Genomic DNA, 19,070 nt, shown 5'->3' on the forward strand with positions numbered 1-19,070 from the left:
GGGTTCCGGGACATGGAGAGAGAGCGGAATAGTGGCGGGAGACGAATTCTCGGAGCTGTTGGGCCGGTTGAAGGAGCGTTCCGGGCTCAGTTACGGGGTGCTCGGGAAGCGGCTGCACACGAGTGCGTCCACGCTTCACCGGTACGTCAACGGGGACGCCGTACCGACGGACTACGCGCCCGTGGAACGGTTCGCGCGGGTGTGCAAGGCAACGCCCGAGGAACTGGTGGAACTGCATCGGCGGTGGGTTCTCGCGGATGCCCGGCGGGGGCAGAAGGCGGGCGGGGCCCCTGCGGAGGAGGAACCGCGGGCGCGGACAGCCGTGGGGTCCGGGACCGAGACGGCAGGGTCCGGGACCGAGACAGTGGGGTCCGAAGCGGCGGCCGAGTCCGGTCCCGAGGGCGAGCGGTGGCCCTTGACGGAAGCTCCCTCGGCGCGGCGGCGTACCGTCGCCCTCGCCGGGGCCGCCGTGGCCGCCGCCCTCGTGTCGGCCGCGCTCGTGGTGCATCTTGTGCCCGGCAAGGGCGATGACGACCGGGGCGGGAAGCAGTCCATCGGGGCGGCTGCCTCCCCGTCCGTCGACGAAAGTCCCGGCGCCTCCGAGTCGGCCGACGCGAAGGGCGGGTCGGCCTCCCCGTCCGCCTCGCGCAGCGGGAGTCCCACGGCTTCCGTCTCCGCCTCCCGGATCGGTGGGGCCGGGGCGGCCCAGGGGGGCGGTTCCGAGGACGGGGCCACCGCGCCCACCGTCGCCGTCAATCCGTACAAGTGGGAAAACCAGTGCAGCCAGCACTACCTCGTCGACCGGCAGCCCGAGCAGGTGCCTCCGCCGCCGGGCGAGCCGGACGCGCGCGGGTGGGTCACCGCGCTGGGCGGGGTCCCCGGCGGGGAGCAGATGCTCGCGCTGACCGTGCAGGGCACCGGGAAGGCCACCGTCGTCCTGGAGGACCTGCATGTGCGGGTGGTGGAGAAGAGCGCGCCGCTCGCCTGGAACGACTTCGCGATGGGCGTCGGGTGCGGTGGTGGCGTAAAGACGGCGGCATTCGGGGTGGACCTCGATGCCGGGCGGCCCGCGCTCTCCCCCAAGGCCGGTCAACGCGACTTCCCGTACAAGGTGAGTGAGACCGATCCCGAGGTCTTCTACGTCTTCGCGGACGCGCGGGCGCACAACGTGAGCTGGTACCTGGAGCTGGACTGGTCCAGCGGTGACCACCACGGCACCGTACGCATCGACGACAACGGCAAGCCCTTCCGGACGAGCGGGAACGTGGGACGGCCCGCGTACAACTATCCGCTCGGTAGCTCCGAGTGGGGGCGGAACGAGTACAACCCCGTCATTCCCGGCTGAGCGTCCGGCAGGCAGCGGATGACGGCCGGTACGCGCATCCGTATCGACGCCGTCGACCTGCCCCGGCCACACCAGCCAGGCGCTCACGATGGCGCCGCTCCTGACCGGCAAGAACCCAGCTCCCCAAGATCCGCGACAAGACCCAGGGCAAGAAAAGGTCGCCGTCGGCGTCTACGCATTCACCTGTCCGGCCCTTCTGCGGACCGTTGACAAGAGTCCACGTCGGCACCACCCGCCAACCCGCGGGTCACAGGCGCACGATGACCAGGGCGGTGTCGTCGGTGATGCCGTCGGGCGGCAGCAGGTCGGCCAGTATGGCGTCGGCAAGGGTTTCGGGATCGGACGACCGGTGGTGGGACAGAGAGTCGGCGAGCCGTGTGAGCCCGGTGTCGAGGTCTTCTCCGCGGCGTTCGATCAGGCCGTCGGTGTACAGCACCAGGACGTCGCCGTCGGTGAAGGGCACGGTGGCCTGGATGCGGGAGCCGTGTTCGGGGCGGGCGGCGAGTGGGGGGTCGGTGGCCTGGTCCAGGAAGTCAACGGCGCCGTCCGTCCGCCGGAGGGCCGGTGGGGGATGGCCGGCGCTGCTGTAGGTGATGGTGCGGGTGTCCCAGTCGATGGACGTCGTGGCCACCGTGGTGTTCTCGGCACCCTCGACGGAGCGGGCGTACAGCCCCAGGACCTCCAGGGCCCGGGCGGGGCCGTCGGCGACGCGGGAGACCGCGCTGAGCGCGCTGCGCAGTTGTCCCATGACGCCGGCCGCAGCCAGGCCGTGGCCGACGACGTCGCCGACGGCGACCGCGATGCGGCTTCCGGGCAGGTCGACCAGGTCGTACCAGTCGCCGCACACGTGCAGCGCGCCGACGGCGGGCCGGTAGCGTACGGCCGCAGGGTGCCGGCAGATCGGGCGGGCGGCGGGCAGCATCGCCTCTTGGAGGCTCAGCGCGACTTCGCGGGCGCGGATGAGTTCGGTGGCCTCCTCCACCCGGTGCAGCAGCAGCGCCACCCGCTGGTCCGAAGCGAGGATGGGAATGTTGGTCATGCTCCAGTACCGCTCTCCGTGGCGCTCCAGCGGCATGGTGTTGCTCTCACCGGTCTCCGCCACCCGGTGCAGGGACGCCTGAACCTGGCGCACGATGGCCGCGTCGGCATCGGGGACGTTGTCGAACAGATGACGGCCGATCACCTGCTCGCGGGTGCGTCCCAGCTCGCGCAGAAACGCCTCGTTGGCGTCCAGGTAGACCAACTGCGGGGTCAACAGCGCCACCGCCCCGGGAAGAGCCCGGAACACCGCTGTGTAGTCGATCTCCGGTTCCGTCACGACTTCCTGCCTCGACGCCGCCGCTGGTGTGTCTCCTCACCATAGGAGCAGGAAGCCAGGGAAGCCGCAGGCCACGGCGCATGTCCTCCTAGTCCAGGATCCCCAGTCCGCTGTCCGGGCGGCAGAACGCGCAGGGTTCGAGGTTCGGATCCGTGAGGGCGGCGCGGGCTTCGTCAGACCTGATCGGGTGGGTGGTGCCCTCGATCATCGTGCAGTCGTCCGTGTGGATCACCGCGGGCTGGGGTCCGTTCGGAGTGCGCTTCTGCTGGACGACGAAGCCTGTCGACCGGCGTTCGCCGCGGTTGGGGGCGAAGGGGGGAGACGTCGTGCGGCGGTGCGGAGGCGGATCAGGGCGGCGCTGCCTGGACGCCGGCCATCCTTCGGAGTGGGTGAGTGCCTCGCGTACCGCGTCGCGTTGCAGGCGCAGGTAGATACCGACCGTCTCGTTCTCGGCGATCTGTTCTTCGAGGAACGTGAGGATCGCCCGCAGCCGCGGTGCGTCAGGCGGCAGCTCGGACACGGCCCGCACCGTCGCCGCTCGGGATGAAGCCGGTCACCGCCGGCTCCTTCCTCCCCGCCCCAGGTTCCGCAGCTCCGCCCATGCGGCCGGGGTACGGCCGCGCTCCTGCCAGTACGAGTGGAAGAGCACCGTGGTCGACAACCGGTACAAGCGCCGCCGCAGGGCGGTCCGGCCGGGCAGCTCGGCGAGTCGGCGGTAGGTGCTGTTCCACTCCCGCTGCGCCTGGACGAGGTCGTCTGGAAACGGTCGCATGGCCGGATTCAATCACGTGTTCGATTTTCTGCGCCATCGAGCCGCACCGAGTCGATCGCCGCGTTCATGTGACCGAGCACGCCAGTTGGTCGCCCGGGGGCGCCGGGTGTGGCCCCGGGCCGGCAGCCGTCCGTAGCTGCAGTGGCTTGGCCGCCCGGCGCCCGGCGCCGGACGACGAGCAATTCGCCGCGGCCTTCAGATGTCGGGGCCCAGTGACGAGAGCACCATGGAGCTTCGGCTCCTGACTCGTCGGCGCGGAAGATCTTCTCGGCCGTCGTCGGCACATGGGCGCTCCCGATCATCGAAGCGGTGGGTGAACACACCCTGCGCTTCACCGAGTTGCGCAACGAGAGCGAGGGCATCAGCCGCAAGATGCTCACCCAGAACCTGCGCATGCTGGAGCGCATCGGTCACATCGAGACCTCCCGCCCCCGCTTCGACGCCTGACGGTGGTCCTGGGCACAGCGGGCCGCGTACCAACTCGAGTCGATGTCCGGATTACGCAGCCCCGCCCAGAACAGGTCGTCCGGCATGGGTGGAATCGATGGGTTGTCGAAGTCCGCGAGCAGTTCGGCGCGCCAGTCGACGCTCAGGTGGCCACGCGTGTTCGCGATCTTCTTCACGGCCCGGTGCGGCACCCCCCACACCGCGTCCACCATGTTCTCCGCCGCCCATCTGCGGAGGTCGTCCCGGTGTGCCGTCGCCTCGGCGATCACTGTGCGCAGCCGCAGACTCAGCGGGCTGTCCTGGCCCATCGGGACGGCCTCGCCCCGCTCCATCGCGTCCAGGGCCGCCGTGACCTCGGCGTACTTGGCCAGCCCCGTCTCGACGGCCAGTCTGCGCATCTGCTTCCGGGCCGCTTCGGCCACGCGTTCCCGCGGCAGGGTGGCGACCAGCGCACCGAGCTCCTGCAGCCCGTGCAGATAGACGGCTCTGAGTGGCTCCGCCGGGTCCGAGGGCAGCTCCAGCGGCTGCAGGTCCGTCGGGGCCCTGGGGAGCGGGTCGTCGGCGCTGCCCCACTCCGGCCGGGGCGCAGCCGCCTCCGCCCAGATCAGCCGGCCGTTGAACGCCACCGGGCTCGCGCCCCTGCTCAGGGCCGTCCGAGGGCCCTCCAGCCTGTCCGCCAGTGCCGCCAGACAGGCGCCCAGTGACTCGGCGTGCCCGAAGTCGGTCCCCGTCTCGTCGAAGAACCGTCCGATCGCGCCGTACGAGTCGCGCCCCGGCCGGCAGTCGATCGTCAGGCCGTCGGCGGTGACGTCGTAGGAACCGAACTTGAGGTAATCGTGGTGCCAGTAGTAATCGGCGAACTCCTCGTCCAGGTCGGTGGAGAGGTCCCGCAGAGCCCGTGACATCCCGACGATCTCCCGTACGCCGAGCAACCGGTCATGCGTCGTGAACCGGAACGCCGCCTCGCCGCCCTGCGCCCCGTTGTGTCGGAGCAGCGACGCGACCAGGTCGGGGTGGAAGGTGACGTCCAGTTCTTCCTCCGCCGCCCGTATCTCCTCCTCGGTCGCGGGCGGGCCGAGCGAGGCGAAGGTGCGCGGTGCGTGCTCCCGTAGCCAACTGTCCATGCGATCCCAGGAGTTCACGACCAGGTCTGTTGTCATGCGGCCGACCTTAGAGGGGGGTACTGGCATTGATGCTGATACAGCGCGGCAGGTATGTCGTTGGATCGGGTGCGTGGATCTGGTGCGTCGAACGGGTCCCGTGCGGACGTACTGGTGTTCCACATGTTGTCGGCGATGTCGGCCGTGTTTCCGGGCCGCACCGGGCGCACGGTCCCCTGCCTGCGAACTGCCGCAGGCAGGGGGCCGTTTCGATGGGGTCACCAGATGGACAGCGGGACCGGGTGGATCTCGTCGGGCTTGTGGCCGGCGCGTTCGTGGACGCGGCGGACCGCATCGGCCGAGGGGGCCTCGGAGAGGCAGTACACCGTTCCGGACTCCGGGTCCGCCCAGGCCCTCTCGAAGTGCACGCCCTCTTCCTTCTCTACGGCGAGGTCGGCCTTGTGGGCTTCCTTCAGCTGGTCGGCCGTGATGCCCTTCATGCCGTGGTGGACATCCATGAACTGACTCATGGCCTCGCACCTCCTTCCGGGTGCGCTCGCCCGCCCTCTTCTCATCCTGCGCCCGTACGGCAGCGGGGGCGAATGTGGCACGCACGGCCCTGTTCGCGGGCGGTCAGGAGCCCCCGTCATGCCGGTCCGTTCGAACTCCCCTGCGTAGACGTCGGGGCCGTACTCACCGTGCAAAGGCCGGCAGACGGCCGGCGGTGCACGGTCGCGCAGCGTTCCGATGCTGCCGACGAAGTACGGGTCCGGGGCGCCGGGTGCGGGCATGGTGTCGGCGGACAGTGCGGCGAAGAAGCCCGCGAGCCGGCCGTGTACGTCGGGGTTCGATCTCCGCCTCGGCCCGATCGGCCCGACCCGGCCGCTTCGGCAACGCCTGGTGGATCCTGGTCTCACAAGCAGGGCCCCGTCCTCGGGACGGGGCCCTGCTCGTACGTACTACCGAATCAGCCGCACTGGCACGGCGCGCCGGACTGGCACCCGCACCCGCAGCCCGACCCGCAGCCGCATGCGCCGACCAACGGGAGGCTTTTGATCTCGGTGGGCTGTTCGGTCTCGCGCTCCTGCGTGGGGTCGGGCGCGCTGGGGGTCTCGGCCATGGGGCCCTCCTCGAGGCTGTCGAGAGTGGTGCCTGTGCCCATTGCATGCCCGCTCCGCCAGGCGCATCAACGGCGCACAGGCGCTTGCGCCCGCCCTGACCGGCTCCCTTCGAGCCCCCGGCCGACCCCTTTTGGGCCTCAGCTGGTTCCCTTTGAGTCCCGGCCGGTTCCCTTTGAGTCCCGGCCGGTTCCCTTTGAGTCCCGGCCGGTTCCCTTTGAGTCCCGGCCGGCTCCCTTTGAGCCCCGGCCCGGCTCCCTTTGAGCCCCGGCCCGGCTCCCTTTGAGCCCCGGCCGGCTCCCTTCGAGCCCCGGCCGGCTCCCTTCGAGCCCCGGCCGGCTCCCTTCGAGCCCCGGCCGGCTCCCTTTGAGCCCCGGCCGGCTCCCTTCGAGACCCCGGCCGGCTCCTTTTGAGCCTCAGCTGGTTCCCTTTGAGCCCCGGCCGGTGCCGCTCATGGGCCCGGCGGGTGCTCTCAAAGCCCCGGCCGGTTCCTTCACGGCTCCGGCCGGTTCCTGTCACGGCTCCGGCCGGTTGCCTTCAAGGAACCCGGATCAGGCGCCCTCGACGCCCGTCACCGGCTGGATGTCCTGCTGGATCTCGTCCGCGTGCTCACCCGTCACCAGGAACACCACCCGCTTCGCCACCGCCACCGCGTGGTCGGCGTAGCGCTCGTAGTAGCGGCCCAGCAGGGTCACGTCCACGGCCGTCTCGATGCCGTGCTTCCAGCGCTCGTCGATCAGGTGCTGGAAGAGCGTGCGGTGGAGGAGGTCCATCTCGTCGTCGTCCTGCTCCAGCTGCATCGCCAGGTCGACGTCCTTAGTGACGATCACCTCGGCGGCCTTCGCCATCAGGCGCTGGGCGAGCTGGCCCATCTCCAGGATCGTGGCGTACAGATCGTGCGGGACCGCGCGGTCCGGGAAACGCAGCCGGGCCAGCTTCGCCACGTGCTGGGCCAGGTCGCCGGAGCGCTCGAGGTCGGCGCTCATCCGCAGCGACGTGACGACGATGCGGAGGTCCGTCGCCACCGGCTGCTGCCGGGCGAGGAGAGCTATCGCACGCGCCTCCAGGTCGTGCTGGAGGTCGTCGACCTTCTGGTCGGCCTCGATCACGGCTTCTGCCAGCTTCAGGTCGCCGTCGAGGATCGCCGTCGTGGCGCGCCCGATCGCCGACCCGACGAGCCGGGCCATCTCGACCAGACCCTCACCGATCGAGTCAAGTTCCTCGTGGTACGCGTCCCGCATCAGGTTGTCCCTCTCTTACGTCTGCTTCGGGGGCCGGGGGCCGGGGCCCGTCGTCACCATGACGCACACGGCGGACACGGCGCCCCTACACACCCCACGCTCCCACGTTCCGGCCCCTACGCGACCGTTTCCGTCATCCCAAATGAACCAATACTGGCTCCAAGGTGAACTCTGGGCGACGAGTGTCCGAGGTCGCACTCCGATGGCTGTGGCCACGCCTGATGACGTGCCTAACCTGGATGCATGGACGTGAACGCGGCGGTCGCCGCAGCGGCAGCGATCGCCGGAGTGCTCACCGGTGTCATCGCCATGCTGGCGTTCCGCTGGAGCGAGCGCGACCAGAAGCGCCCTACCCGCACCACCCTGCACACCGACCCCGTGCTCCCGCCGGGCGTGGACACGGTGCTGTCCGTGCTGCGGTCCTCGGCCGTCGTACTCGACGAGTCGGACGCCGTGGTCAAGGCCAGCTCGGCAGCGTACGCCCTCGGACTCGTGCGGGGCGGCAGGCTCGCCGTCGAGCCGATGCTCCAGATGGCGCGCGACACCCGGCGCGACGGCGAGATACGGCAGGTCGAACTGGATCTGCCGCGCCGCGGATCCGGGCGGGGCGAGGCCCTCGCGGTGTCCGCGCGCGTGGCACCCCTGGGCTCCCGGCTGGTGCTGCTGCTCGTCGAGGACCTCACCGAGGCCCGCCGGATAGAGGCGGTGCGCCGCGACTTCGTGGCCAACGTCAGCCATGAGCTGAAGACGCCGGTGGGGGCCCTCTCGCTGCTCTCCGAGGCCGTGATGGACGCCTCCGACGACCCCGAGGCCGTCGAGCGCTTCGCGGGCCGGATGCAGATCGAGGCGACCCGGCTGACGAACCTCGTGCAGGAGCTCATCGACCTCTCCCGGGTGCAGAACGACGACCCGCTGGAGGACGCCGAGCCGGTGCGCGTCGACGAGCTCGTCGCCGAGGCCATCGACCGCTGCCGCCACCAGGCCGGTACCAAGCAGATCACCATGGCCGCCGGCGGCACCGCCGACCTGCATGTGTGGGGCAATCGCGGCCAGCTGGCCGCGGCCCTCGGCAACCTCGTCGAGAACGCCGTCAACTACTCGCCCGCCCGCACCCGCGTCGGCATCGCCGCCCGCCGGGTGTCCGTGCCCGGCGGGGACCTGATCGAGGTCGCCGTGACCGACCAGGGCATCGGCATCTCGGAAAAGGACAAGGAGCGCATCTTCGAGCGCTTCTATCGCGTCGACCCGGCCCGCTCCCGTGCCACGGGTGGTACGGGGCTGGGTCTTGCGATCGTCAAGCACGTGGCCGCCTCGCACGGCGGGGAGGTCACGGTGTGGAGCTCCGAGGGTCAGGGCTCCACGTTCACCCTGCGGCTGCCGGAGGCGGGTGCGGCCCGTGACCGCGCGACCGACCATCCGTCCGACCTCGATGAAGAGGACGGCCGACCCGACGGGACGACCACCGTCTCATCCCCGTACGAACCGCTTCCCGCCCCGGAGGTCCTTCCGTGACCCGAGTGCTCGTCGTCGAGGACGAGGAGTCCTTCTCCGACGCCCTGTCCTACATGCTCCGCAAGGAGGGCTTCGAGGTCGCCATCGCGGCCACCGGGCCCGACGGTCTCGACGAGTTCGAGCGCAACGGCGCCGATCTCGTCCTGCTCGACCTGATGCTGCCCGGTCTGCCCGGCACCGAGGTCTGCCGGCAGCTGCGCGGCCGGTCCAATGTCCCCGTGATCATGGTGACCGCCAAGGACAGCGAGATCGACAAGGTGGTCGGGCTGGAGATAGGGGCCGACGACTACGTCACCAAGCCGTTCTCCTCGCGCGAGCTGGTCGCCCGTATCCGGGCCGTCCTGCGCCGCCGCGGCGAGCCGGAGGAGGTGACCCCGGCCGCGCTGGAGGCCGGGCCGGTGCGTATGGACGTCGACCGCCACGTGGTCACGGTCTCCGGCTCGAAGGTCGACCTGCCGCTGAAGGAGTTCGACCTCCTGGAGATGCTGCTGCGCAACGCGGGCCGCGTGCTGACCCGTATGCAGCTCATCGACCGCGTCTGGGGCGCCGACTACGTGGGCGACACCAAGACCCTCGATGTCCACGTCAAGCGCCTGCGCGCCAAGATCGAGCCGGACCCGGGTGCCCCGCGCTACCTGGTGACGGTCCGCGGCCTCGGCTACAAGTTCGAGCCGTAAGCCGAAACGGCCACCACGCGCGCGTACGAGCCCTGAGGCCACCACGCGCGCGTACAGCACGACGAAGGGCGGCACCCCTGGAAAGGGGTACCGCCCTTCGTGCGTTCGGGCTGCGACCTGGCGCGTGCGTCCGCGGTCGCAACCCGATTCGTTCGTCTTCGGTGCCTGTCTGCGCCTGTCTGCGCCTGTCTGCGCCCGTCAGCGTCCGTCAGTGTCCGGCCGTGCTGGTCGCGGTCGAAGTCGCCGTCGCGGTCGAAGTCGCCGTGCCCGTGGCCGACTTCGACGGCTTCGTGCTCGCGGTGGAGGACGCGGTCGTCGAGGCGGTCGGCGCCGCAGTGGCGGTCGGCGACGGGATGTTGCTCGGCCCCCACTTGCTGAAGTAGCTCTCGGCCGGGACGACGTACGCCCGCAGGCTCACGTCACCGGTGCTGCTGAAGGTGAAGGTGATCTTCTGGGCGTTGCCGTTCTGGACGGCCACGCCGGGGTTGCTCAGCGTGGCGGCGGCGTTGCCCTTGCCGCCGATGACGACGGAACCGCCGGCCGGGATGGTGAGCGGGCCCTTGCCCTTGGCGGGCGAGATCTCGGCGCTGCCGTCGCCCTCCACGCTGATCGAGTCCAGCGTCTGGGCGGTGCGCCCGGTGTTGAAGACGGTCGCCGAGATCACGGCCGGGCCGTGGGACTGCGCGTCGGGCTGGGTGATGACGAGGGCGTTCTGGATCTTGATGTCACCGACGCTGATCGCCGCGTTGTCCGGCTTGATCTCGAGCGTCTGGCTGTTGTTGCCGGCACCGCACGCGGCGAGCGAGGCGATCGAGAACGCGATGGCGGCGGCGGCGAGGGCGCCGCGTCGAAGGCTGCTGCTCACGGCGGCGGCAACTCCTTGAACGTGGGCGGAACAGGGCGACCCCCTGATAAAGCCGCCCTAAGTGTCTGTCAGCGGCCTTAGGTTACCGAGCCGTTCCCCGGCCCCCGCACCCGACCCGCCCCTACGCGTCCGTAGCCCGCTCTCCGGCCCCGCCCGGGGCCTCTCGGCGCCGGCTGAGGGCACGTTCGGTCACACAGTTCCCGTGCGCCTCATCAGCTCCTTTGACCTCTACGTAGTCCGCCATTCACATAAGCGTCTCCAGTCCCGGTCATGGGGATTTCCGGTAAGGAATGCATGGCGGTAGCGGAAAATCGATCACCGCGACAACAGTCGGGGGATCGCCGCGCCTCTTGATCAATTCCGGATTCGTCTCGTACCCGACTCAGGACACCGAACGGAGTAGCGGAAGTCGAGCGCTTGGAGCCGGACAAATGGGGGCAATCAGGGCCTGGTCAGAGGTCTCCGAAGTGCGTAACGTGCGCGTTTCACCCCGCCCGCAGAGCTGCTCCGACCTGCGAATACCCCCTTCCGCTCCCCTGTTGAAGCACGTTCCTGTTGCGGTTGTCAAGCCCCGAGATATGCCCTGACCTGCGAAAACGCCATTCAGAAGACGCGGTTTCCGTGTTACCCTGGATAGCCACGGAAGGGGTACCTGTCACATGACGTTCAAGGTTGGCGACACCGTGGTCTATCCCCATCACGGGGCCGCGCTGATCGAGGCCATCGAAACTCGCCAGATCAAAGGCGTGGACAAGACCTACTTGGTGCTGAAGGTCGCCCAGGGCGACCTGACGGTGCGTGTGCCAGCGGACAATGCGGAGTTCGTCGGCGTGCGTGATGTGGTCGGTCAGGACGGGCTGGACCGGGTCTTCGAGGTGCTGCGCGCGCCGTACGCCGAGGAGCCCACGAACTGGTCGCGTCGCTACAAGGCAAATCTGGAGAAGCTCGCCTCCGGCGACGTCATCAAGGTGGCGGAAGTCGTCCGTGACCTGTGGCGTCGTGAGCGTGAGCGCGGACTGTCCGCGGGTGAGAAGCGGATGCTCGCCAAGGCACGGCAGATCCTGGTGAGTGAGCTCGCTCTCGCGGAGAACACGAACGAGGACAAGGCCGAGGCCCTGCTCGACGAGGTCCTCGCGTCCTGACGCCCATCCCGCTCCGCTCGCTTCCCGACCAGGAACACGGCGGACGGACCGGCGCACAGCACAAACGCACATGCCGCGGTGCCCGATGACGCAGTAGCTGTCGCCGGGCGCTGCGGCATGTTCGTACCCGGACGCCGATACCTGAAGCCGACACCGATACCTGAAGCCCTGGCGAGGCGTGGAACCCACCCCTGATGCCGGATGCCGGCGGGCCGTGTTGAATCCTTCTGGCCCGATACTTGGCGTGCCGGGCCCGGGCAGCTGGCTCGACCAGAAGTCACGGAAGGGTCCGGTCAAGGCGTCGCGCCCGGCACGCTGTGGCCATACCCATCCCGGCCGAGCACACAAACCTGGCAGGAACCGATGTCTGACGATTCGCGCCCTTCGCCCAGCGGCGCCCTCCCCCAAGCTCTCGGCTCTTCTCGAGCAGGGGGGACCCCCATCGCCGCCGTGATTCCGGCCGCAGGCCGAGGCGTACGCCTTGGTCCGGGCGCCCCCAAAGCACTCCGCACGCTGAACGGCACGCCCATGCTCATCCATGCCGTGCGCGCCATGGCCGCGTCCCGTGCCGTGTCGCTCGTGATCGTCGTGGCCCCGCCCGACGGGGCCGCCGAGGTCAAGTCGCTTCTGGACGCGCACGCCCTGCCCGAGAGGACCGACTTCCTGGTCGTCCCGGGCGGGGACACGCGCCAGGAGTCCGTGAAGCTCGGCCTGGACGCGCTGCCGCCGGAGTACGAGATCGTCCTCGTCCACGACGCGGCCCGGCCGCTCGTTCCGGTCGACACGGTGGACGCGGTGATCGAGGCGGTACGGGAGGGCGCGCCGGCCGTCGTACCGGCGCTGCCGCTCGCGGACACGGTGAAAGAGGTCGAGCCGGCGGGTACGCCCGGAGAGCCGGAACCGGTCGTCGCGACTCCTGACCGCGCCCGGCTGCGCGCGGTGCAGACCCCGCAGGGCTTCGACCGCGCGACGCTGATCCGCGCCCACGAGACGGTCACGGACAACGTCACGGACGACGCGAGCATGGTGGAGCAGCTGGGACTGCAGGTCGTGGTGGTTCCCGGTCACGAGGAGGCCTTCAAGGTCACGCGGCCGCTGGACCTGGTCCTTGCGGAGGCGGTTCTGGCGCGCAGGAGGCTGACCGATGGCTTCTGAAGCGTCTGATTTCCGGCTCCCGCCGGGTGGGCCGCTGCTGCCCCAGGTGGGCATCGGCACCGACATCCACGCCTTCGAGGAGGGGCGGGAGCTGTGGTGCGCGGGTCTGAAGTGGGAGGGCGAGGGACCGGGCCTCGCGGGCCACTCGGACGCGGACGTGGTCGCGCACGCCGCGTGCAACGCGCTGTTCTCGGCGGCCGGTCTGGGTGACCTGGGGCAGCACTTCGGCACGGGGCGGCCCGAGTGGTCGGGGGCGTCGGGGGTGACGCTGCTGACGGAGGCGGCGCGGATCGTCCGCGCGGCGGGATTCCGGATCGGCAATATCGCGGTCCAGGTCGTCGGCCCCCGCCCCAAGATCGGCAAACGCCGTGACGAGGCCCAGAAGATCCTCTCGGATGCGGCCGGAGCCCCGGTGTCGGTCTCGGGGGCGACGACGGACGGCCTCGGGTTCCCGGGCCGTGACGAAGGGCTGATGGCGATCGCCACGGCGCTCGTGGTGCGGGTGGGCTGACCGGCAGTCTCCGTGCGGGTGCGGGTGCGGGTGCGGGTGCGGGTGCGGTGTCGGCGGTCGCCTGCCCACGGCAACACGGGCGGCTTGTCGGTGAGGAGTACGCGGCTCGCGGGCGGAGCCCCCTGTGGGGCAGGGCGACCCGGCGTCGTCGCAGGACGCGCCGCAGGTGGTGGCTGGGAGAGCGACCGGCAGTCTCTGCGCGGGACGGTTGTCGGGAGCGTCCGAGTCGTTTCTTCCGGCTCGCTGTGTCACGAATACGTGGCCTTGGCCTCAAGGGGCGCTGGGCACTGGGTGCGGGCCACTACTCTGGACTCGTGACTATTCGCCTGTACGACACCAGCGCCCGGCAGATCCGTGACTTCACCCCGCTCAAGCCGGGTTGTGTCTCGATCTACCTGTGCGGTGCCACCGTGCAGGCCGCGCCGCACATCGGGCACATCCGCTCGGGCCTGAACTTCGACATCATGCGCCGCTGGTTCGAGTACCGCGGCTACGAGGTCACGTTCATCCGGAACGTGACCGACATCGATGACAAGATCATCGCCAAGTCCGTCGACCAGGGCCGCCCCTGGTGGGCCATCGGGTACGAGAACGAGCGCGCCTTCAACGAGGGGTACGACGTGCTCGGCTGCCTGCCGCCGACCAACGAGCCGCGGGCCACGGGTCACGTGACCGAGATGGTCGAGATGATGCGCACGCTCATCGAACGCGGGCACGCCTATGAGGCCGACGGGAACGTGTACTTCGACGTGCGGTCCTTCCCCGGCTATCTCCAGCTCTCCAACCAGGAGCTGGAGAACCTTCAGCAGCCCTCCGGGGCCGGGGAGACGGGCAAACGGGACCCGCGCGACTTCGCCATGTGGAAGGCCGCCAAGCCCGGTGAGCCGACCTGGGAGACGCCGTGGGGCCGCGGCCGGCCCGGCTGGCACCTGGAGTGCTCCGCCATGGCCCACAAGTACCTGGGCAGAGCCTTCGACATCCACGGCGGCGGCCTCGACCTCATCTTCCCGCACCACGAGAACGAGATCGCCCAGGCCAAGGCCTTCGGCGACGACTTCGCCGGCTACTGGGTGCACAACGCCTGGGTCACCATCGCCGGCGAGAAGATGGCCAAGTCCCTCGGCAACTCGGTTCTCGTCTCCGAGATGGTCAAGCAGTGGCGGCCCATCGTGCTCCGCTACTACCTGGGCACTCCGCACTACCGCTCGATGATCGAGTACAGCGAGGAGGCTCTGCGCGAGGCCGAGTCCGCGTTCGCGCGCATCGAGGGCTTCGTGCAGCGTGTCGTCGAGAAGGCCGGCGGCGTCGTCGAGCCCGCCGACGAGGTGCCGCCCGCCTTCGCCGAGGCGATGGACGACGACCTGGGCGTGCCGCAGGCGCTCGCCGTCGTGCACACCACCGTCCGGCAGGGCAACAGCGCGCTGGCCGCCGACGACAAGGAGGCCGCCGTGGCCCGGCTCGCCGAGGTGCGCGCCATGCTCGGCGTCCTCGGCCTCGACCCGCTCGATGAGCAGTGGGCCGGTGAGGGCGACCGCGGTGAGGATCTGCACGGGGTCGTCGACTCGTTGGTGGGCATGGTGCTCCAGCAGCGCGAGGCGGCCCGCGCCCGCAAGGACTGGGCCACCGCGGACGCCATCCGTGACCAGCTCAACCAGTCCGGGCTCGTCATCGAGGACAGCCCGCAGGGGCCGCGCTGGACGCTCGGCGCGCGCTGAGCCCGCCGCGACCGGCGAAGATCGATTGTGCCGCCCGGCCCTCCGGGCGGCACACTGCATAGACGTACGTACGACATTTTCTGGAGACAGGTAGGTCATGGCCGCGAACAACCGCCGCATGTCCGGCAAGAAGGGCGCGCAGGTCGGCAGCGGCGGCCAGCGGCGCCGAGGCCTGGAAGGCAAGGGCCCGACTCCGCCCGCCGAGATGCGCAAGGGGCACGCCAAGCAGCGCGCCGCACAGGCGAAGGCGCGCCGCGCACAGGGACGCCCCCAGCGTCGTCCGGGCGGAAAGGCGTCCTCCGAGCTGGTCGTCGGGCGTAACCCGGTCGTCGAGGCGCTTCGCGAGGGCGTGCCCGCGTCCACGCTCTATGTGCAGCAGTTCATCGACAACGACGAGCGCGTGCGCGAGGCGCTGCAGCTCGCCGCGGAGCGCGGCGGCATCAACCTCATGGAGGCCCCGCGCCCCGAGCTCGACCGGATGACGAACGGCCTCAACCACCAGGGTCTCGTCCTCCAGGTCCCGCCGTACGAGTACGCGCACCCGGAGGACCTCACCGACGCCGCGTACGACGAGGGCGAGGACCCGCTGATCGTCGCCCTCGACGGGGTGACCGACCCGCGGAACCTGGGCGCCGTGGTCCGGTCCGTCTCCGCCTTCGGCGGGCACGGGGTCGTCGTGCCCGAGCGTCGCGCGGCCGGGATGACCGCCGGTGCGTGGAAGACGTCCGCCGGCACGGCCGCCCGTACGCCCGTGGCCCGCGCGACCAACCTGACGCGCGCCCTGGAGGCGTACCAGAAGGCGGGGATCACGGTCGTCGGGCTCGCCGCCGACGGGGACGTCGAACTTGGTGAGCTGGAGGCCCTGGAGGGGCCGGTCGTCATCGTCGTCGGCAGCGAGGGCAAGGGGCTGTCGCGACTGGTCGGCGAGACGTGCGACTTCCGGGTGCGGATTCCGATGCCGGGCGGTGCGGAGTCGCTCAACGCGGGTGTGGCTGCGGGGATTGTTTTGTATGAGGCGGCTCGTAGGCGGGGTTGACGGCAGCCGTCGTAGGCAGGTGGAGCCCGCTGGTCGGAGGCCGCGCGCAGCCGTTCGAAACCGCGAAGCGTGCGAGGGCGGCAGATAAGAGGGGTCGTGCGGCTTCCGGGTGCGGATTCCGATGCCGGGCGGTGCGGAGTCGCTCAACGCGGGTGTGGCTGCGGGGATCGTCTTGTATGAGGCGGCCCGCAGGCGCGCATGACGCCGACGGCCATGGGCACCTGAACGGGCGTTCGTGACCTCACCCGTACGGTGTAATTCGGGTGTCCCGGGCGAGCTTGACGGAGTCCGGACAGATCCGCGCGGTCAAAGCAGTGTCCTAACCACACGTCACTCGGTTAGATGAGTGTGGAGACCAGAACACCCCGCACACCCACGGGGGACCGATCGTCGGGATTCGACGACACTCCCGCGCTGAGCATGGTGAAGGTGCCGAGCGATCCGGCGCAGGTCATCGTCAATCATGCGAGCTTCCGCGTGCAGTTGGGCGCGTCGGCGCGGCGCGCCCAGTTCCCGCGGGTCGCACGGCAGTCGAGCGTCAACCCGGAGATGGCGCGCATGCCCGTCGTCGGTACGGCGGGCAGAGTCGGTGCGTCCGGTGCCACCGGCGTCCGCCGCCGGCCCGTCGTCTGGAGCGGGAAGTCGGCGCCCGACGACACCGGCGCCCACCGGCTGTTGCAGGCCGTGCGGAGCTCCAGCGTGCGACACGGCGAGGAGTACTCCGCCGGCGCGGGCGCGACCCAGGTCATCCCCCGGATCGGCGTCGACGATCTGCCGGGAGCCGGCGGCTACGACGACGGACTGACCGACCGGACCCTTCAGACGCCGGTCATCGGCGCCCCGCGCGGCCACGGCTACGGTGAGACCCGGCTGCTGCCGCACCTGCAGAGCGGCGGCAGCGCGTACGACGACCCCGCTTACGGGGAGTCCGTCTACGGCGAACCGGCCTACGACGGCCCCGACTACGACGAACCCCTTTACGAGGACGCCGAGTTCGCGGATCAGGCCGGTACCGGGGAGCAGCGGCGTCCGGCCAAGCGGCACGCCGGCGACCCAGTGCGGCACGCCTACTACCCCGGCCGCCGGATGAACCTCGGGGTGGTGCTGCTGCCCCTGCGCATCTTCCTCGGCTCCATCTCCGCCTACGCTGGCATGAGCAAGCTCTGCGACCCCCTGTACTTCGACGGTGGCAAGCGCGGCTCCATGGTCACCTGGCTCAACACGCTGCACCCCTGGGAAGCCGCCGAACCGCTGCGGCAGTTCGCGCTCCAGCACCCCGTCGGCACCGGTCTCGTCATCGCCTTCCTCCAGGTGATCGTGGGCGTGCTCACGGTCCTCGGCCTGTGGCAGCGGCTCGCGGCAGCGGTCGGGGCGATGCTCTCGGCCGCGCTGATCGTCACCGTGAGCTGGCGGACGGTGCCCGCGTACGACACGCCCGACATCATCTACCTCGCGGCCTGGTCGCCGCTGATCATCGCCGGGGCGCCGGTGTACTCCGTGGACGGCCGTCTGGCGGGCAGCGCATGGCGTCGGCTCGGGCCGCGGGCGGACATCTGGGAGCTGCGGCAGTACGTGCTGCGGCGGGGCACGTTGGTCACGGCGCTCGTGACCGGGCTGACGCTTCTGGTCGGGTCGCTGCTCGGCGGGGCGGTGCGGGACACGGACCGCGTGGTCGTTCCCGGACCCGGTGAGGCGCCGCGCAACGAACTGCCGGGCTCGCCGCTGCCCGGGACGCCGGGTCAGGGGACGCACCGGGCGAGCCCCTCGGCCCCGCACTCGCCGACGACGACCAAGGGCACGACGTCCTCGCCGTCGAGCGTGGCCACGACGCCGAGCACGGCCGGTGCGACGGGCACGGTCACGGGCGGCCAGCCGAGCCAGACCCAGGGCACGGCGGGCGGCCAGGTCCCGCCGCGGCACTCGGCGCCGGTGCAGCAGGCCCCGAGCACGAGCGCGGGCCCGTCGTCCTCGGGCGGCAGCGGCACGGGCGGCCCGACGGGCGGGGCGAGCAGCGGCGGGGGGAACAGCTCCGGAGGCTCGGATCATCTGGTGGGCGGGCTGCTGGGGTAGCTCGTACCGTCACCCATGGGTGGGGCCCCGCACAGTGAGTGTGCGGGGCCCCACCCACGTGTGAGGAGGGAGCGCGTGCGTCAACGCCCCAGCGCCGCCAGTTCCTTCGCCGCCTCCGTCAGGTCCTTCGCCGTGTCGATGGCCCGCCAGTACGCGCCCTGCGGGATCGGGAAGCCGGCCAGCCGGTGTTCCCGGGCGAGGCGTGGGAAGGTCGTGCGCTCGTGGTCACCGCGCTCGGGGAGCAGCTCGGCGAACTCGGCGGAGAAGACGTAGACACCCGCGTTGATCTCGAACGTCGACGGCGGGGCCTCGATGAAGTCCGTGACATGGCCGAAGCCGTCCGTCTGCACGGCGCCCCACGGGATGCGCGGGCGCGCCAGCGCGAGCGTGGCGACTGCGTCGCGCTCGGCGTGGAAGTCCGCCATGTCGCGCAGCGAGAACCGGGTCCAGATGTCGCCGTTCGTCGCGTACCACGGCTTGTCGGGGTGCGGGAGGTGTTCGGCTGCGTATCGCAGGCCGCCGCCGCGTCCGAGCGGCTCCGTCTCGATGACCGTCGTGACACGGACGGGCAGATCGGCGGAGTCCAGCCAGTGCTGCAGGACGTCGGCGAGATGGCCGCAGGAGACCACCACATCCGTGACGCCCTCCTCGGCGAGCCAGCTGAGCTGGTGGCCGATGATCGGGGTTCCCGTGCCGGGGATCTCCACCATCGGCTTGGGCCGGTCGTCGGTGTACGGACGCAGCCGTGAGCCCTGGCCACCGGCCAGGATGACGGCCTGCACGGGGCGCGAGGCGGCGTTCGAATCGGTCATGACCGAACTGTACGTCGCGCCCCGTCGGCACCTCGGGCCCCGGCCCGGGAAGGCGGGCCCCGGCCCGGGAAGGCGGGCCCCGGCCCGGGAAGGCGGGCCCCGGTCCGGGAAGGCGGGCCCCGGTCCGGGAAGGCGGGCCCCGGTCCGGGAAGGCGGGCCCCGGTCCGGGAAGGCGGGCCCCCGGACCCGGGACGGCGGGCCCACGGACCCGGGAAGGGGGGCGCCGGGACCCGG

At 70.8% G+C, this 19,070-nt stretch carries 17 protein-coding genes and 3 pseudogenes; 11 read left to right on the forward strand and 9 right to left on the reverse strand.

Features of this window, described 5'->3' with window-relative positions; genetic code table 11:
* The first annotated feature begins 31 nt into the window (after positions 1-31).
* Positions 32-1,345 (forward strand): transcriptional regulator, encoded by a 1,314-nt coding sequence (locus ABT186_RS21170; protein ID WP_351926238.1) that lies wholly within the window; start codon positions 32-34, stop codon positions 1,343-1,345.
* A gap of 247 nt (positions 1,346-1,592) precedes the next feature.
* Here ABT186_RS21170 and ABT186_RS21175 read toward each other — a convergent pair whose 3' ends face one another.
* From ABT186_RS21175 to ABT186_RS21185, 3 genes are all read right to left on the reverse strand, one after another.
* Positions 1,593-2,663, reverse strand: a complete 1,071-nt coding sequence (locus tag ABT186_RS21175; RefSeq protein ID WP_351926240.1) for a PP2C family protein-serine/threonine phosphatase — start codon at positions 2,661-2,663, stop codon at positions 1,593-1,595.
* 88 nt (positions 2,664-2,751) lie between these two features.
* Complete coding sequence (locus tag ABT186_RS21180; RefSeq protein WP_351223551.1) at positions 2,752-3,183, reverse strand: DUF6233 domain-containing protein; 432 nt, start codon at positions 3,181-3,183, stop codon at positions 2,752-2,754.
* Positions 3,184-3,216: 33 nt separating this feature from the next.
* The gene (locus ABT186_RS21185) at positions 3,217-3,435 is read right to left on the reverse strand and encodes a DUF8825 domain-containing protein (RefSeq protein ID WP_351223549.1); all 219 of its coding nucleotides are present in this window, start codon (positions 3,433-3,435) and stop codon (positions 3,217-3,219) included.
* A 243-nt stretch (positions 3,436-3,678) separates the two neighbouring features.
* Between ABT186_RS21185 and ABT186_RS21190 the strand changes: the two are divergent.
* Positions 3,679-3,855, forward strand: a pseudogene (locus ABT186_RS21190) (winged helix-turn-helix transcriptional regulator); the annotation flags it as partial.
* On the opposite strand, the gene ABT186_RS21195 reads toward ABT186_RS21190, so the two are convergent.
* From ABT186_RS21195 to phoU, 4 genes and pseudogenes are all read right to left on the reverse strand, one after another.
* On the reverse strand, positions 3,846-5,042 hold the full coding sequence (locus ABT186_RS21195; RefSeq protein WP_351926242.1) for an SMI1/KNR4 family protein: 1,197 nt from the start codon (positions 5,040-5,042) through the stop codon (positions 3,846-3,848). The pseudogene ABT186_RS21190 and the gene ABT186_RS21195 overlap by 10 nt on opposite strands.
* Before the next feature lie 218 nt (positions 5,043-5,260).
* Positions 5,261-5,512 (reverse strand): SCO4226 family nickel-binding protein, encoded by a 252-nt coding sequence (locus tag ABT186_RS21200; protein ID WP_351223627.1) that lies wholly within the window; start codon positions 5,510-5,512, stop codon positions 5,261-5,263.
* Positions 5,513-5,605: 93 nt separating this feature from the next.
* A pseudogene (locus tag ABT186_RS21205) lies at positions 5,606-5,849 on the reverse strand (alpha/beta hydrolase); the annotation flags it as partial.
* Between the two features lie 802 nt (positions 5,850-6,651).
* Positions 6,652-7,341 carry a phosphate signaling complex protein PhoU gene (phoU, locus tag ABT186_RS21210; protein ID WP_351223545.1) on the reverse strand — a complete coding sequence of 230 codons (690 nt, stop codon included), beginning with the start codon at positions 7,339-7,341 and terminating at the stop codon, positions 6,652-6,654.
* A gap of 243 nt (positions 7,342-7,584) precedes the next feature.
* On the opposite strand from phoU, the gene phoR reads away from it, so the two are divergent.
* On the forward strand, positions 7,585-8,853 hold the full coding sequence (gene phoR / locus ABT186_RS21215; protein ID WP_351223543.1) for a two-component system sensor histidine kinase PhoR: 1,269 nt from the start codon (positions 7,585-7,587) through the stop codon (positions 8,851-8,853).
* Between the two features lie 5 nt (positions 8,854-8,858).
* Complete coding sequence (phoP, locus tag ABT186_RS21220) at positions 8,859-9,530, forward strand: two-component system response regulator PhoP (RefSeq protein WP_005476807.1); 672 nt, start codon at positions 8,859-8,861, stop codon at positions 9,528-9,530.
* A gap of 208 nt (positions 9,531-9,738) precedes the next feature.
* Here the strand turns inward: phoP and ABT186_RS21225 are convergent, their stop codons facing one another.
* Positions 9,739-10,395 (reverse strand): copper chaperone PCu(A)C domain-containing protein, encoded by a 657-nt coding sequence (locus ABT186_RS21225; protein ID WP_351223541.1) that lies wholly within the window; start codon positions 10,393-10,395, stop codon positions 9,739-9,741.
* Positions 10,396-11,054: 659 nt separating this feature from the next.
* On the opposite strand from ABT186_RS21225, the gene ABT186_RS21230 reads away from it, so the two are divergent.
* The 7 genes and pseudogenes from ABT186_RS21230 (at position 11,055) to ABT186_RS21260 (ending at position 18,024) form a co-directional block, all read left to right on the forward strand.
* Positions 11,055-11,537, forward strand: a complete 483-nt coding sequence (locus tag ABT186_RS21230) for a CarD family transcriptional regulator (protein ID WP_003953493.1) — start codon at positions 11,055-11,057, stop codon at positions 11,535-11,537.
* Positions 11,538-11,900: 363 nt separating this feature from the next.
* A complete protein-coding gene (gene ispD, locus ABT186_RS21235; RefSeq protein ID WP_351223539.1) occupies positions 11,901-12,692 on the forward strand; it encodes a 2-C-methyl-D-erythritol 4-phosphate cytidylyltransferase in 792 nt (263 codons plus the stop codon).
* Positions 12,682-13,203, forward strand: coding sequence for a 2-C-methyl-D-erythritol 2,4-cyclodiphosphate synthase (gene ispF, locus ABT186_RS21240; protein WP_351223537.1), 522 nt, complete (start codon positions 12,682-12,684; stop codon positions 13,201-13,203). Before ispD ends, ispF begins: the two co-directional genes overlap by 11 nt.
* Positions 13,204-13,517: 314 nt before the next feature.
* Positions 13,518-14,918: a cysteine--tRNA ligase gene (cysS, locus tag ABT186_RS21245; RefSeq protein WP_351223535.1), complete on the forward strand. Its 1,401-nt coding sequence runs from the start codon at positions 13,518-13,520 to the stop codon at positions 14,916-14,918.
* Between the two features lie 97 nt (positions 14,919-15,015).
* Positions 15,016-15,954: a 23S rRNA (guanosine(2251)-2'-O)-methyltransferase RlmB gene (gene rlmB, locus ABT186_RS21250; RefSeq protein ID WP_351223533.1), complete on the forward strand. Its 939-nt coding sequence runs from the start codon at positions 15,016-15,018 to the stop codon at positions 15,952-15,954.
* Positions 15,955-16,048: 94 nt separating this feature from the next.
* Positions 16,049-16,156: pseudogene (locus ABT186_RS21255) on the forward strand (23S rRNA (guanosine(2251)-2'-O)-methyltransferase RlmB); the annotation flags it as partial.
* A gap of 146 nt (positions 16,157-16,302) precedes the next feature.
* Positions 16,303-18,024 (forward strand): DoxX family protein, encoded by a 1,722-nt coding sequence (locus ABT186_RS21260; RefSeq protein WP_351926246.1) that lies wholly within the window; start codon positions 16,303-16,305, stop codon positions 18,022-18,024.
* A gap of 80 nt (positions 18,025-18,104) precedes the next feature.
* Here the strand turns inward: ABT186_RS21260 and ABT186_RS21265 are convergent, their stop codons facing one another.
* Positions 18,105-18,836 carry a nucleotidyltransferase family protein gene (locus tag ABT186_RS21265; protein ID WP_351223531.1) on the reverse strand — a complete coding sequence of 244 codons (732 nt, stop codon included), beginning with the start codon at positions 18,834-18,836 and terminating at the stop codon, positions 18,105-18,107.
* Between the last annotated feature and the right edge of the window lie 234 nt (positions 18,837-19,070).

This window comes from Streptomyces sp. NPDC001634, from assembly GCF_040298185.1.
GTDB lineage: Bacteria > Actinomycetota > Actinomycetes > Streptomycetales > Streptomycetaceae > Streptomyces.